Origin of the sequence: Candidatus Roseilinea sp. NK_OTU-006 (assembly GCF_012931985.1) — a bacterium.
Classification (GTDB): Bacteria; Chloroflexota; Anaerolineae; order J036; family Brachytrichaceae; genus JAAFGM01.
In genome coordinates this window covers 26327-41706 of sequence record NZ_JAAFGM010000028.1, presented here as the reverse complement: position 1 = coordinate 41706, position 15380 = coordinate 26327, and the positions used below count along the sequence as shown (strand labels likewise).

The following is a 15380-nucleotide window of genomic DNA, read 5'->3' as shown; positions in this document are numbered from 1 at the left end:
CGACGAGGCCACACTGCAAGCCATCACGCCCTGGCTCATGCAGGTCAACTACTTCGGCAAGCGCGGCAGCTTCATGCAACTGCTTGAGCAGCCCACCCTACAGCCGGAGCTACCCTCGGGGTTCGTCTCACTCAATGGCAACAGCACGTCCTTCCCTGTGGATGGCACGCTCCAGCTATTAGACGACTATGGCCCCAATTTGCAATTCGATCAGGTTAACATCTACAATGACAAAACGCTCAAAAAGACCGACCGCCCTCAGTTGCGCGTGGTGCTCCCTTATCGGTTGAGGCAGAGTGCGCGATCGTTCACGCTTTACGAGGCGTTGGACGATGCCGCAGCGTTGCCCTAACGCGCACGCATTTTGTGAACGTGATTCATCATGACCTCACCCAACGCGCCCCCAGCCTTCACCGCCTATCCGCTCCTCTTTGAGTTGGAGGCGGTGGAGCCGATCTACCTTCACGCGCACAACGGCAGCGCGCTGCGCGGCATGTTCTACCGCGCGGTGGTAGAGCTTGCCGGCGGCGACGCGCGCGCGCCCGACCTGCACTTCGTCTCTGATCCCGCCATTCGCCGCCTGTTGGCCGCGCTGGAGGAAGACAACCCGCGCGGCCAGGATGTGCCACGCCCCTATGTCATTCGCCCGTTTCAGCTCCCCAAAGACCGAAAGCATCGGCTTGATCCCGGCGAGCGCTTCACCTTTGGGATCAACGTGTTCGGCGATATCATCGAGGTCTTTCCTGTCCTGGTGTTGGCTCTCAAGCAGGCCGAGACCTACGGGATTGGACGCTTTCTGGCGCACGGGGAACATGCGCGCCGGGCGCGCGGGCGCTTCCGCTTGCAGCGCGTCTTTGTCCACAACCCACTCACCCGCCTGACGCAGGAATGCCTCGTTCCCGGCGAACGTGAGGTGCGCGTGCCCACCATCGGCGTGACTCACGAGGACGTGATGCATCGGGCGACTGTGGATGCGCAGGCCTGTCCCACCCGCCTGCGCGTCGTCTTCCACACGCCGATGACCCTCCGCGCGAACGGCCAAGTGATTCTCCGCCCGAATTTCAGCGTGCTCATCCATCGGTTGATCGAGCGCCTGACGCAACTCAGCACACATTACGGCCCTGAACCGCTGCCGTGTCTGCCGCTCGACCGCGAAGCCCGCAACGCCCTGCTCCGCCTGGCCGACGCCATCACACCGGCGACCGATGACACCCGCTGGGTTGTCGTGCGCGGCCACAGCGCACGCACCCAGGCCTCCCCCAACCTGAGCGGTTTTGTGGGCAGCGCCGAATTCGTCGGCGATTTTGCCCCTTTCTTTCCGCTGCTGCGCTGGGGCGAGCTGTGCCACGCCGGCAATCACACCATCAAGGGCAACGGCCTGTTCAGCATCCAACCCGGTGGTGGGCAGCATCGGCGCACCGCTTCGCCGGATGCTGCTTGACAGGACTACGCGTCGCGATATGCCGTCCCCACTCACTCGCGTCTTCCCGTTGCAAACTTTGATCGTCGAAGACTTCGGCGCGTTTATCGGCAAACACAGCGAACGCCTGCGCATCACGCTGAAGGGCGAAGTGAAAGCTGAAACGCCGCTCGTGTACTTGCGCCAAGTGATCGTCAAATCGCGCGGCGTAAGCATCTCCTCCGATGCGATCCTGGCCTGCGCCGAGCGCGGCATCGCCATGCACTTCGTCTCCGGCGTCGGCGCACAAGCCGGTGCCTCGCTCTACACCGCCGGCCTGGGCGGCACCGTGCTCACCCGTCGCGCCCAACTGCTGGCCTACACCGATCTGCGCGCCCTGATGCTGTCCGTCGCCATCGCCCGAGCGAAGATCGGCAACCAAGCCGGCCTGTTGCAGTACCACGCCCGCAGCCGAAAGGTCAGCGCGCCTCACCGAGCCGCCGAACTGCGCGTTTTGGCCCATGAGGTGCTTGACTACGACGCCGAGCTTGAAGCGCTGCTCGTCCGTGCGTGCCACCCAGCGCAGCCCGTCACTCGAGATAAGCCCGACCTTCCCGCAGTGAACGACCGCTATCCGATAGACCGCGTTCGCCACGCACTCCTTTCTATCGAAGGACGGGCAGCGCAGAAATACTGGGCTGGCATCAAACTGCTCCTGCCCACAGAACTGGGGTGGGAGGGTCGCCGCACACGCCACGCGCGCGATCCTTTCAACAGCGCGCTGAACTACGGCTACGCCATCCTGAGCCGCCAGATCGAGCAGGCGTTGGTGTTGGCCGGCTTGGACCCTTTCGCTGGCTTTCTCCATGCTGACCGCCCCGGCAAGCCCAGCCTGACCCTGGACCTCATCGAGGAATTCCGCCAGGCCGTGGTGGATCGTGTCGTCATTGGCATGATCGGCAAGGGCATGGCGCTGACCACACGCGCCGATGGTTTGCTGGACGACAACTCACGCCGCATCATCGCCGAAAAAGTGATTGAGCGCATCGAGCACGGCGCCGAACGCTACGCAGGCAAACGGCGCACGCTGCGCGAGATCATTCAGACCCAAGCGCGCCATATGGCCGCCTACCTGCGCGGCGACCGCGCTGAATACACCGGCTTCGTTGCTAAATAACGCGCCTCTTTCTTCACCTTCCCCCAATGCGCTGTATCGTCGTCTATGACATCTCCGACTCCCGCCTTCGAGTCAAGATTGCCGACTTGTGCATGGATTACGGCATGAATCGCATCCAGTACAGCGCGTTTGCCGGCGATCTGTTGCGCACACATCAGGAGGAGTTGATGAAGCGCGCCATGGCGAAACTGGGGAAGCGCGCCGGCCGCATCTGCCTATATTGCATTGGCGAGCGCGAGTGGTCCCAGCGCATCGAGCATATCGTCGGCGATGCGCCCGACCACGCCGCCGAATAGCTCCCACCCATGTTCACCGTAACCGATCTCAAACAACTCGCCTACTGTGCACGATTGGTGTACTACGGCTATTGCTGGCCTGGCGTACACCTGATGCCGACGGCGAAGATGGCATCGGGCCGCATAGCCAACGTGAGCGCCGAGATCATGGAGCACCGGCGCAGCTTGCGCGCTTATGGCTTGCGCCAGGGCGAGCGCGAGTTCGACGTATGGCTAGAATCGGAATCTCTCAACCTGTGCGGCCGGTTGGATATGCTGATCGTTGCGCCGTCTGCGGAAGGTGTTGAACTGATCCCGGTGGATTACAAAGACAGCTTGACCCACGAGCGAACAGCGCGTCGCATCATCCCGACGCTTTGGCATAATTGGTCGGTGCAACTGGCGGCCTACGCAATTTTGGTTGAGCAGCAACGCAGCCACCCCGTGCGACGTGGGTTTATCTACTACATCCCACAAAAACGAGCGCGCGAGGTCATGATTGATGAGCGCCTGCGCGCTGAGGTTCAAGATGGGTTGCGGGCCATCGAAAGCATGGTGGCCACCGAACAGTATCCCCCGCCTACCCCCTATCGCCGGCGATGTGCGGCCTGCGAGTATCGCCGGCTGTGCAACGATATATGAACCCTGAACGCCCCATCCGATAGCGAAAACCCGGTCCACTTTCGCGCAAAATATGATTTTCGCCGGGCATAGTCTATTCCTTGACGATCGCGTAACTCCCTCGTATGATCGAGGCCTAGAAAGAGCCTCGGCAAGGCGAAAAGCTCATCTCAGGTCTCAGATGACCTGAAAATGCTTTTAACCATCTGCGGTTGAAATAGCTCATGTCCGAACGAGGACACTGAAAGGCAGCGTTGCTTGTGCGTCGAGAACGCCGCGCAGCAGGTTGAAATAGCTCATGTCCGAACGAGGACACTGAAAGAGCAGCTCTTCCGCTGACTCGGCGAGGCTGATTCGGTTGAAATAGCTCATGTCCGAACGAGGACACTGAAAGCTTTGGCGGCAGTTGGTCGAGCACCTCATCTTTTCGTCGGTTGAAATAGCTCATGTCCGAACGAGGACACTGAAAGTGCGGGAGTTGCAGAGCTGTTGGCGCAAGCCCCGGCGAGTTGAAATAGCTCATGTCCGAACGAGGACACTGAAAGTCCCGAACGGACTGGGCGATATGCCCAGTTCATCAGGTTGAAATAGCTCATGTCCGAACGAGGACACTGAAAGTGATTGCGGACACGCCTGGTAGCGTTATGTCCTCGCCGTTGAAATAGCTCATGTCCGAACGAGGACACTGAAAGAGTTGTCGGTAAGGATGGCCGAATTCGTCAATTTCCGTTGAAATAGCTCATGTCCGAACGAGGACACTGAAAGGTATCCCGGCAATCATGGCATCTTGTGCCATGTCCTGTTGAAATAGCTCATGTCCGAACGAGGACACTGAAAGTAGATGACGATGAGCGCCGACACGACCGGCTGTTCGCGTTGAAATAGCTCATGTCCGAACGAGGACACTGAAAGAACAGAAAAACAAAACGGGTGCCGGTGAACAACCGGCAGTTGAAATAGCTCATGTCCGAACGAGGACACTGAAAGATGTAGTCGCGCTCAAACTTCGACTCAATGACACTCAGTTGAAATAGCTCATGTCCGAACGAGGACACTGAAAGTTGGAATACGAAAATGACGTAGGCTGCTGCTAAAGGTTGAAATAGCTCATGTCCGAACGAGGACACTGAAAGAGTCTTTACCAAACTCCGCTTGAAACGTCCCCAACTGTTGAAATAGCTCATGTCCGAACGAGGACACTGAAAGTCCGAGAGGGAGGGGGATGACGTGCCATGCTCACGTGTTGAAATAGCTCATGTCCGAACGAGGACACTGAAAGAGCGGTCGAAGCCCGGCGGCAAATGACCCCAGCGAGCGTTGAAATAGCTCATGTCCGAACGAGGACACTGAAAGGATTGCAGCGCGTCCACTTGCGCCTGTCGCTCCTCAGTTGAAATAGCTCATGTCCGAACGAGGACACTGAAAGCCCTTGCGCCTGCGGATCATGAACCGCGAACGTAGATGTTGAAATAGCTCATGTCCGAACGAGGACACTGAAAGCCGAACTTCGACCGCTGGGAGTTGGCTGATAAGTGGTTGAAATAGCTCATGTCCGAACGAGGACACTGAAAGACCAGGCCAAGCTTTGCGAGTTGCTCCTCCGGTACGTCGTTGAAATAGCTCATGTCCGAACGAGGACACTGAAAGATGTCGTCAGATGAGACACTGCGCACTAACGCGCTGAGTTGAAATAGCTCATGTCCGAACGAGGACACTGAAAGGCTTCGTTTGCAACGAACAAGTCGAGGCCGCTGCCTGTTGAAATAGCTCATGTCCGAACGAGGACACTGAAAGGACACTAGCCCACGATGCGGCGGAGTGCGGAACACTGTTGAAATAGCTCATGTCCGAACGAGGACACTGAAAGATGCTTTTTGTCGGCATGGCGATCGCCGACTTGTTGTTGAAATAGCTCATGTCCGAACGAGGACACTGAAAGGTCAGTGCAATGACTTGCTTCGCTTGGCGTGCAATGGGTTGAAATAGCTCATGTCCGAACGAGGACACTGAAAGCCAAATATGGCTCATCATTGGGGAGGTTATCCCCCCGTTGAAATAGCTCATGTCCGAGCGAGGACACTGAAAGCAGAGGGCATTTCGTTTTGATTGTAGTCCTCATCATAGTTGAAATAGCTCATGTCCGAACGAGGACACTGAAAGTCTTGCTGCACAGCGCTAGGCGAGGCATTAGCGCACGCCGTTGAAATAGCTCATGTCCGAACGAGGACACTGAAAGCGCCCACCCCACATCCCAAGTCTTGAGTGCGGCTTTTGTTGAAATAGCTCATGTCCGAACGAGGACACTGAAAGACTGGCTTGTATGTGCCGCCGCCGCCGTCTGCATTGTTGAAATAGCTCATGTCCGAACGAGGACACTGAAAGATAGCGCGCAGCGCATCATTGACGCTGCGCACTACATGTTGAAATAGCTCATGTCCGAACGAGGACACTGAAAGACGCTGCGCGCCAAAGCGCTGATTTCGTTGTTTGACGTTGAAATAGCTCATGTCCGAACGAGGACACTGAAAGTTTGGCGTGGGAATTTCGAGGTCAGACGATGTGGCATAGGTTGAAATAGCTCATGTCCGAACGAGGACACTGAAAGCTCATGCGCCCCTGCGCATGCACCGCGGGCGAAGGAGTTGAAATAGCTCATGTCCGAACGAGGACACTGAAAGTGGTCAACGACCAAGTACTGCACCAGGACGGTCTCAGTTGAAATAGCTCATGTCCGAACGAGGACACTGAAAGAGCGGTCGAAGTCCGGCGGCAAATGACCACGGCGAGCGTTGAAATAGCTCATGTCCGAACGAGGACACTGAAAGGAATGTCATAACAACCGCCTCCGCCTCACTCTTTCCCCGTTGAAATAGCTCATGTCCGAACGAGGACACTGAAAGCGAGTAGAAGCGGCCTTCAGGAGTGTCAATCACTGAGTTGAAATAGCTCATGTCCGAACGAGGACACTGAAAGTTCTGACGAGTTTCGACCAGCCAGTACTCGTAATCAGTTGAAATAGCTCATGTCCGAACGAGGACACTGAAAGCCCGTGCGCCCATCTCGCCGGAGCGGTTCCGGCAGTTGTTGAAATAGCTCATGTCCGAACGAGGACACTGAAAGCGCGCTACCGCGCTGATTTCGTCGTCTGACATTTGCTGTTGAAATAGCTCATGTCCGAACGAGGACACTGAAAGGCGTTCGCCGCAGCCGCGAGCAGGTCGGCGACTCTTGTTGAAATAGCTCATGTCCGAACGAGGACACTGAAAGTTACTGATCGGCGTACCGAGCAGCAGGTTGGATGGGTGTTGAAATAGCTCATGTCCGAACGAGGACACTGAAAGCCTAATCACTTACTCACTCTGTGATTGCGCCAATGACGTTGAAATAGCTCATGTCCGAACGAGGACACTGAAAGCACTGCGCCAGAACGGCGTATCGTGCGCTGTCGCCCACGTTGAAATAGCTCATGTCCGAACGAGGACACTGAAAGTTGACTCTTTTTGCAATGGGAGTTGGGGGCGGTTCAGTTGAAATAGCTCATGTCCGAACGAGGACACTGAAAGCGCGGCTTTGTATACGTTTTCTCCGTACTCCTGCACGTTGAAATAGCTCATGTCCGAACGAGGACACTGAAAGCAGGATCACGTGGACGCACGGAGCTGGAGAGGATTGCGTTGAAATAGCTCATGTCCGAACGAGGACACTGAAAGAGTCTGCGGGTCGGTGATGCAAATGTCCTGCGCGTCGTTGAAATAGCTCATGTCCGAACGAGGACACTGAAAGCGAAACATTCACGCGGTGCGGCTGCTGGCCATTGCGTTGAAATAGCTCATGTCCGAACGAGGACACTGAAAGGGCGGCAGATGTCCGTGCGCCGCCGCCATGTGTGCTGTTGAAATAGCTCATGTCCGAACGAGGACACTGGGATGCTGCGTGCATTGCAAGCGTGACGAGAGAGTTGATAATTGGCGCTTGGCTACGTCAAAGAAAACGCAACTGCACCCAATCCCACCGAATCTCTGGAGTTGGTGAAAACCGCGATGAAATACAGCATCGGTCTGATTCTCACCGGCATCGTCTGCGGGCTTTTGGGATTGGCCGGCATGGCCCTGGGCGGATGGCTTTTTTGGACTACCCCGAGCCGCACGTGGTGGGATGAACTGGGCGCTTTGATCATCGTGCTCGGCTTCATCTTCTTCGGGGGCGGCGTCTCGACCCTCATCCAGGGCCTCACCGCCTCCACTGCCGTCGCACACGTCGCCGTGGTGCCTGCCGAAGCTCGACTTGGGGAGACGCTCACCTTACACATTACCCTCACCCCCCGGCGCACCCTCCGCGCCGGACCGGCCACCTTGACCCTCAACGGGAAAGAATTCATCAAACTCTGGTCTGGGCACATCACGTGGTCGCACACCGCCCAAATCGTCCACCAAACCCTCACCCTTGCCGAAACCGTTGACCTGGTCGCCAACCAGCCACAAACTTACACCGCCCAACTCACCCTTCCTCTCGAAGCCATGCCCACCTTCTACCGGAAAGAAGTCCTCGATTGCAAGCTGGCGTTCGATTGGGAGATTGCCTTTCGCCTACGCCTGCCCGGGTCGCCCGACCTCAAAGAAGCGGTCTCCCTGCACGTCCTCCCCCAAGCTGCCAAACGCCCTATTGTTGTCTCTCCCTCGGCCCCTTCGTTGCTCACCACCGATTCGCTGCATCTCAACGTGAGCCGCACCACATCGGCGCTGGGCGACGCGGTCACGGGAGAGATCACATGGTTTGATCTGGCCGACGCCGCTCGGCCCCGCGCATTGCGGATTGAGCTGGGCTATCGCACTGTGGCCGGCAAATGGTTTTGGGAGAAAAGGCGCTGGGAACATGTCGTGGACCAAGCCACCCTTTCTCCCCTACCCAGCCAAAGACAGCGATTTACGCTGCGCGTGACGCCTGAAAGCCCCCTAAGCTACGACGGACGCCTTTATCAGATCACGTGGTTCCTGCGAGCAGTAGCAGACCGACCCTGGGCGCCCGACCTGCGCGTCGAGCTACCGCTGCGCATCTTACCGCCCTTCAACGAAGCCCCGTCCATGTTGCAGCAACCGGATGCCCACGGCGCACGACAAAGCCCGCTCAACCCCTCGCACGCTTAGAATCCGCGCATCCAACGCATGAACTCTTCATCGCCGCCGCCCGCCTCGGCTCCCGCGTGTCGCTGCGGCCGGGCGCGCTCTCCGGCGTAGCCAAAGGGGGCCCTGCCGTTCAGCTACGACGTGGCCGCCGCCGGCGTCGGCCTGGCCGAGCGGCTGGCTTCCCGGAACAGCAACGCGACCACGCGATGCAGCGATGGCGCAACGCAGTGCGTAGGTGCGCCGGGGCGCGTGGACGCCATCTACGCTGTTCACGCGTGCGCCTGGGCTCGGTTTCGCATCTTGTGCGCGCCATCCCGTCCTCCGTATAATCCCCTGCCGACCACAGTCATGGGCAAAACGTTCGCAGAGAAGGCGCTGGCGCGCGCTTCGGGCCAGTCCGAGACGACTGCCGGGCAGATCGTTGACGCGCGTCCCGATCGCGTGCTCAGCCACGACAACACCGCAGCCATCTACCGATTGTTCCGACAACTCGGCGTCGAGCGGGTCAAGCACCCCGAACGCCTGTGCATCACGCTTGATCACGCCGTGCCTGCGCCGACGACGCAGCACGCGCAAAACCACGCCGAGGTGCGCCGCTTCGTGCGCGAGCAGGGCGTCCGGCATTTCTTCGAGGTCGGGCGCGGCATCTGCCATCAGGTCTTCAGCGAAGAGGCGCTGGTACTGCCCGGCATGACGATCCTCGGCTCGGACTCGCACACGACGCATTTTGGGTGGTTGGGCGCGTTCGGCGCCGGCATCGGGCGCAGCGAAGTGGCGGCGCTCTGGGCGACGGGCGAGCTGTGGCTGCGCGTGCCGGAGAGCATGAAGGTCGTCGTCACCGGCAGCCTGCCGCCCTGGGTCACCACTAAGGATTTCTGCCTCAAACTGATCGGCGACCTCGGCCAGGATGGGGGCCTCTATCGCTCGGTGGAGTTTCATGGCGACGGCATCGGGCGGCTCAGCCTGGAAAGCCGGATGGTCATTCCCAACATGATGGCGGAATTCGGCGCGAAGAACGCTTACCTGCCGCCGGATGAGGCCGTCTTCTCGTATCTGGAGGAACGCCTGCAACGCCGCTTGCGCGCAGCAGAAGCGCAGCAGGACACGGTCGAATGCGCCGCCATCGAATCTCAACTGGCCGGCCTGCGGAGCAACGCGCTTTATCCCGACGCCGAAGCGGCATACGTGTTCGAGTGTCGTTACGAACTCGGCGCGCTCGAGCCGATGGTCGCACGGCCGCACCGCGTGGACAACGTCGCGCCGATCAGCGAGGTGAAAGGCCGGCCGGTGCAGCAGGCTTGGCTGGGTACGTGCACGAACGGCCGGCTTGAGGACATCGCCGCCGCGTGCGATGTGTTGCGCGGCCGGCGCGTCGCGCGCACCACGCGCCTGCTGTGGAATCCGGCATCGTCCGAAGTGCTGCAAGCCGCGCTCCAGCTCGGCTATGTGGCGACCTTCCTGGAGGCCGGCGGCGTGATCAGCGCGCCCGGATGTGGCCCGTGCATGGGAAATCACATGGGCGTGCCGGCGGTGGGCGAAGTCACGATCAGCAGCGCCAACCGCAATTTCCGTGGGCGCATGGGCACGCGCGAGTCCGAGATCTACCTCGCTTCGCCGGCCGTCGTCGCTGCCAGCGCCGTCGCCGGCGTCATCGCCGACCCGCGAGAAATTGTCGGCTGAGCCGGCAGAAATTGCCGTCGTCCGATGTTATACTGTTTAAGCACAGCGCCGAAGTGGCGGAACTGGCAGACGCGCACGACTCAAAATCGTGTTCCCTTACGGGAGTGTGGGTTCGATTCCCACCTTCGGCATCTCAACCACAACGACGGCGAACGCCCACCTCGGCCCGGCTTCGCCTACGCCTCTCGCCTCGCGCGGGCGCTACAATTGCGCCGAAGGCATGACTCAGCAACGGCTATCCACCCTGCTGCTCATCGCGCTGGCCATTCTGCTCGGCACGATTGCGCTGGACGCCTTGCTGCCGGTGATGCGCCTGCCCGCGGTGCCGCTGCCCGATCTGCTGCAAAACTACGTCACGGTCTTCCTCGGCATTTTTATCGAAGCAGCGCCCTTCCTGCTGCTGGGCAGCCTGGCTTCGGGGTTGATCGCCGAGTTTGTCACCGCCGATGACATCGCGCGCCTCTTCCCGCGCAACAAAATCGCCGGCGCCGTAGCCGGCGCGCTGCTGGGAATGATCTTCCCTGTATGTGAATGCGGTGTGGTGCCGGTGGTGCGGCGGCTATACCAGAAAGGCTTCCCCGTCTCTGCGGGCATCGCCTTTTTGCTCGGCGCGCCCGTGCTGAACCCGATCGTCATCGCCAGCACCTACGCCGCCTTCGGCTTCGGGCCGATCTTTTGGGGACGCATCGCCTTCACGCTGCTGATCGCGACTGGCATCGGCTTGGTGTTCAGCGCGCAATCCAACATCGCCCGCATGATCGCGCCACGCACCCTTGCTCCGGTGATGGGAGGGATGGACGACGAAGCGGCGCAACGCGGCAACCTGCTCGGAGGCAGCGCACCGTTCGTCCCATGGCAGTCATCCCGCTCGATCACGCTGCGCTTGCAAAACGCGTTCAGCGTCGCTACAGACGAATTCTTCGACATGGGGCGGTTCCTGGTCGTCGGCACATTGCTCGCCGCCACGCTGCAGACCTTCATACCGCAGCAAGCCTTGATCGGCATTGGCCGCGACTCGGTCACCTCGGTCATCGCGTTGCAGCTACTGGCGTTCGTGCTTTCGGTATGCAGCACGGTGGATGCGTTTCTGGCGCTGTCGTTTGTCAATACGTTCACCGTTGGCTCGGTCATCGCTTTCCTCGTCTTCGGGCCGATGGTGGACATCAAGAGCACCACGCTGTATCTGAACGTCTTTCGTCCACGCGTGGTGTGGTACGTCATCGCCCTGTGTTTCCTCTCTGCGCTGCTCATCGGCGTGTTCATCAACCTCAACGTTGCGTGGTAGCCGGGGGAGGGGATTGGGGTGAACGTCGTCTAGCGCGCTCGACATGTGCTTCTCCTTCGCGCTGACCTGTACCGATGGGCGCGCACGCGCCGGCGTCCTGCACACCCCACACGGCGCAGTGCGCACGCCGGTTTTCATGCCCGTTGGCACCCAGGCGACCGTGAAGGCGATCCCGCCCCGCGACTTGGAGGAACTCGGCGCGCAGATCATCCTCGCCAACACCTATCACCTGTATTTGCGCCCCGGCGACGAGCTGATCGCGCGGCGCGGCGGGTTGCACCGCTTCATGAGCTGGCCGCACCCGATCCTCACCGATAGCGGCGGCTTTCAGGTCTTCTCGCTCAGCGAGATGCGCAAGATTGACGACGACGGCGTCACCTTTAAGAGCCACCTGGATGGTTCGATGCATCGCTTCACGCCGGAGAAGTCCATCCGCATTCAGGAGAACCTCGGCGCCGACATTATCATGTGCTTCGACGAGTGCCCGCCGCCGACCGACCGCGAGTACAACGCCATCGCGCTAGCCCGCACGCACGCTTGGGCAGTCCGCTGCCGAGAAGCGCATACCCGCACCGACCAAGCCCTGTTCGGCATCGCGCAGGGCGGCATCTTCCGCGATCTGCGCGAGCAGTCGGCGCGCTTCCTCACGTCGCTCGACTTCCCGGGCTACGCCATCGGCGGCCTGGCCGTCGGAGAAGAAAAGGCCGACATGTTCCAGGTCATCGCGTGGATGGACGACGCCTTGCCCGCGCACAAGCCGCGCTATCTGATGGGCGTCGGCGAGCCGACGGATCTCATTCGCGCCGTGCAGCGCGGCGTAGACATGGCTGACTGCGTGTTGCCGACGCGGTTGGCGCGCCACGGAGCGGCTTTCACGCGCGACGGGCGCATCAACATGCGCAACCGCATCTACGCCGAGGACGAACGACCGATTGATCCGGAGTGCGATTGCTACACCTGCCGCAACTTCAGCCGGGCTTACATCCGCCACCTGCTCCAGGCGGGCGAAATCCTGGGCCTCTATTTGATGAGCGTCCACAACATCGCCTTCCTGCTAAACCTGATGCGCGCAGCGCGCGAGGCCATCGTCCAACAACGCTTCGCGGCGTTCGCGCAGAACTGGTTGGCGCGCTACGAGCGGACCGAAAATCCAACACATCTTTAACGTTTCGTCTAACCTGCTCTAACGCTTCCTTCCTATGATGCAGGCTGAATGTGGCGCCAGGAGCGCCAGGTGAAAATGATTCACAACAGGAGGGAAAGCTATGGCGACTTATCTGACTCGTAGGACTTGGAATCCGGCCGGTGAGATGCTCGCGCTGAGCGAAGTGATGGATCAATTGGTGCGCAACGCTTTCGTCAACACCAGCCGCTGGCTCGGGGATGGCTTTGACTTCGAGGCGCCGGCGATGGACGTTGTGGAGACGCCGGAGGGCTTCACGGTCAAGGCGGCGTTACCCGGTTGGAAGCCGGAGGATGTGGACGTGACGGTGGAGAACGGGATGCTCACCCTGAAGGGCGAGTGGAAGCAGGAGGAAGAGGACAAGGATGAGAAGAATCGCTGGCATCGGCGCGAGATCCGCTATAGCTCATTCGAGCGGAGCATTGCGCTGCCCACCGAGGTAGAGGCGGATAAGGCGCAGGCCACGTTCGAGAATGGCATTCTCACCCTGCACATCCCGAAGGCCGAGGTTGTCAAGCCGAAGCAGATCAAGATTGCGGTGAAGTAACCTTGCGGCGCGTCGCGCGACGCAATCACTGGCGGATGGGGCGGTGCGGAGTCGCCGCACCGCCCCAGGGGGCCGGCCGGCAGGCCGGTTTCTTCTTTTTCCACGCCGGTTCTCAGTCGGCAGAGCGTCGCCCCTACGGTGTGCTCACCCTTTGAGCACGCGCGCATCGCCCCGCCGACAGGTCACGCCGATCGCGTCGAGGTGCTCCATCAGCGCCAGGGCGTATTTGCGCGTTGTGCCGAAGAGGTCGCGCGCCTGCGCTGCGGTCATCGAACCTTCGCGCGCGATGAAGTCGCGCACTTGCTCCACCGCCTGCGCATAGGTCTCCGGCAGCAAAACGACCTCGTCGTTGAGTTGAACGAGCATGCGCCGCCGGAGCATCACTTCGTAGACCGGATCGCCGACGGCGGCGCGCGCCTCTTTGACGGATGGCGTCGCCCAGGGCTGCGTCCGACACCGCGCCAGCAGCGCATCCACCGCCGCCCGCTGGTCGGCATCGAAGCGAATCTCATGAGCTGCTAGCCGCACCACGCCGCCGGAATCCACGAAACGGGTCGAATCGGACGAGTCGTGACCCGACTTGAGCAGGGCGTCGAAGACCTCTGCCGGTAAGCCCAATTGGCCGCGCAGCGCCTCACGCGGCATCCCCTCGGCCAGCGGATGCGCTTTGTGATAGGCTTCCAGGACTTCTTGCGCGCTGTGGCGCATCCTCTGCCACGTCTCGCGACAACTGAGGATGCGACCGCCCTTTGCATCGGGCGCGATGACAATCGCGCCTCGCTCAGACAAATCGGCCAGGGCGGCTTGCAAATCCTCGGCTTCCAGTTGCGCCCTGGCCGCTGCTTCGGCCGGCGAGGCGAAGGCCAGCTCCTCCAACGCCTGCAAGAGGCGTTCGGCGGGCGAGCCGCGCCGCAACGTCGCCAGTCGTTTAAGCACCTGAGCGTCGGCGCGGCCGCCCTTGCGCCGGTAGCGCATTTGCGGATGTGCATTGACGATCACCCCGCCGCCGAGGGTGACGGATGGCGAGGGCAAGCGCACGACAAAGCGATCGCCGTTGGCTAACGCCATCGGCGCAGCCAGTTGCAACTGCGTCCAGCCTGATTCACCCGGCGTGAGCGCATCCCCCTCCAACAGCCGGACGCGCGCAATGCTATGCGCCGCGCCGCTGAAGATCTTCACCTCAGCATTGTGGCGCAGCGCGAACGCGCGGGGCATGGCGGTGGCCTGGCGCGCAGGGGCGCTCAGCACCTCCAGCCAGGCGTCCACCAGCGTCGTCGGAGCGAGCGCACCCGGCCGGGCGACGACGCAGCCGCGCGCGATGCGCTCGGCCGCGATGCCGGAAAGGTTGACGGCCAGGCGGCTGCCGATTTGCGCGCGGGTGACCTTCTGCTTGTGCGTTTGTAGGCCGCGAATGCGCGCGGGCAAAGTTTCACCGCGCTGGGTGATCACCTCGACCTCATCGCCGACCTCGAAGACGCCATCGCTCAACGTGCCGGTGACGACGACGCCGAATCCCGGCAGCGTGAAGACGCGATCCACCGGCAAGCGCGGTCGGCCCAGGTCGCGACGCGCAGGCGCATCCGCCAACGCGCGCGCCAGAGCCGCCCTGAGCGCTGCCAAACCCTGGCCGGTCTTGGCGCTGACCGGCACGATGGCCGCGCCGGCCAGCGGCGTGCCTGCGAGCAACCGGCGGACCTCGTCGTCCACCAGCGCGACCCACGTCGGGTCGGATATGAGATCCAACTTGCTCAAAGCGACAACGCCGCAGCGCACCTGAAGCAAGCCGAGGATGGCGAGATGCTCAACAGTCTGGGGCATGGGGCCTTCGTCGGCTGCGATGACCAGCAAGGCCGCATCTACGCCGCCGACGCCGGCCAGCATGTTCTCGATGAAGTCAATGTGGCCGGGCACATCCACGACGCCCACTGGTTCGCCGTTCGGCAGGGTCATCCACGCGAAGCCGAGATCAATCGTCATCTCGCGTTGCTGTTCTTCGCGCAGCCGGTCGGGGTCAATGCCGGTCAGCGCGCGCACCAGCGTGGATTTGCCGTGGTCAACGTGGCCTGCGGTGGCTATCACGCGCATCGGAC

At 61.0% G+C, this 15380-nt stretch carries 10 protein-coding genes, 1 tRNA gene, 1 pseudogene and 1 CRISPR repeat array; of the genes and pseudogenes, 11 read left to right on the top strand and 1 reads right to left on the bottom strand.

Translation table 11 applies throughout. The features are described from left to right. From GXH28_RS12665 to GXH28_RS12615, 11 genes and pseudogenes are all read left to right on the top strand, one after another. Positions 1–352, top strand: a pseudogene (locus GXH28_RS12665) (hypothetical protein); the annotation flags it as partial. Positions 353–382: 30 nt separating this feature from the next. Continuing rightward, entirely contained in the window at positions 383–1441 is a 1059-nt protein-coding gene (gene cas6, locus GXH28_RS12660; protein WP_169239399.1) for a CRISPR system precrRNA processing endoribonuclease RAMP protein Cas6, read from the top strand. 19 nt (positions 1442–1460) lie between these two features. Then, positions 1461–2576, top strand: a complete 1116-nt coding sequence (cas1, locus tag GXH28_RS12655; RefSeq protein ID WP_169239398.1) for a CRISPR-associated endonuclease Cas1 — start codon at positions 1461–1463, stop codon at positions 2574–2576. A 26-nt stretch (positions 2577–2602) separates the two neighbouring features. Next, on the top strand, positions 2603–2872 hold the full coding sequence (cas2, locus tag GXH28_RS12650) for a CRISPR-associated endonuclease Cas2 (RefSeq protein WP_169239397.1): 270 nt from the start codon (positions 2603–2605) through the stop codon (positions 2870–2872). A gap of 9 nt (positions 2873–2881) precedes the next feature. Continuing rightward, positions 2882–3493: a CRISPR-associated protein Cas4 gene (gene cas4 / locus GXH28_RS12645; RefSeq protein WP_169239396.1), complete on the top strand. Its 612-nt coding sequence runs from the start codon at positions 2882–2884 to the stop codon at positions 3491–3493. A 190-nt stretch (positions 3494–3683) separates the two neighbouring features. Beyond that, positions 3684–7400: a CRISPR direct-repeat array (repeat unit 37 nt; unit sequence GTTGAAATAGCTCATGTCCGAACGAGGACACTGAAAG). A 37-nt stretch (positions 7401–7437) separates the two neighbouring features. After that, the gene (locus tag GXH28_RS12640; protein WP_169239395.1) at positions 7438–8616 is read left to right on the top strand and encodes a hypothetical protein; all 1179 of its coding nucleotides are present in this window, start codon (positions 7438–7440) and stop codon (positions 8614–8616) included. Between the two features lie 327 nt (positions 8617–8943). Further along, on the top strand, positions 8944–10275 hold the full coding sequence (locus tag GXH28_RS12635; protein WP_169239400.1) for an aconitase/3-isopropylmalate dehydratase large subunit family protein: 1332 nt from the start codon (positions 8944–8946) through the stop codon (positions 10273–10275). A 47-nt stretch (positions 10276–10322) separates the two neighbouring features. Continuing rightward, positions 10323–10406, top strand: a tRNA-Leu gene (locus GXH28_RS12630). Further along, positions 10382–11560, top strand: coding sequence for a permease (locus tag GXH28_RS12625; protein ID WP_169239394.1), 1179 nt, complete (start codon positions 10382–10384; stop codon positions 11558–11560). Before GXH28_RS12630 ends, GXH28_RS12625 begins: the two co-directional genes overlap by 25 nt. A gap of 43 nt (positions 11561–11603) precedes the next feature. Continuing rightward, positions 11604–12725, top strand: a complete 1122-nt coding sequence (gene tgt / locus GXH28_RS12620) for a tRNA guanosine(34) transglycosylase Tgt (RefSeq protein WP_169239393.1) — start codon at positions 11604–11606, stop codon at positions 12723–12725. A gap of 145 nt (positions 12726–12870) precedes the next feature. Continuing rightward, positions 12871–13290, top strand: coding sequence for an Hsp20/alpha crystallin family protein (locus GXH28_RS12615; RefSeq protein WP_240550383.1), 420 nt, complete (start codon positions 12871–12873; stop codon positions 13288–13290). Between the two features lie 144 nt (positions 13291–13434). Here the strand turns inward: GXH28_RS12615 and selB are convergent, their stop codons facing one another. Next, positions 13435–15375, bottom strand: coding sequence for a selenocysteine-specific translation elongation factor (selB, locus tag GXH28_RS12610; protein ID WP_169239391.1), 1941 nt, complete (start codon positions 15373–15375; stop codon positions 13435–13437). Positions 15376–15380: the final 5 nt, after the last annotated feature.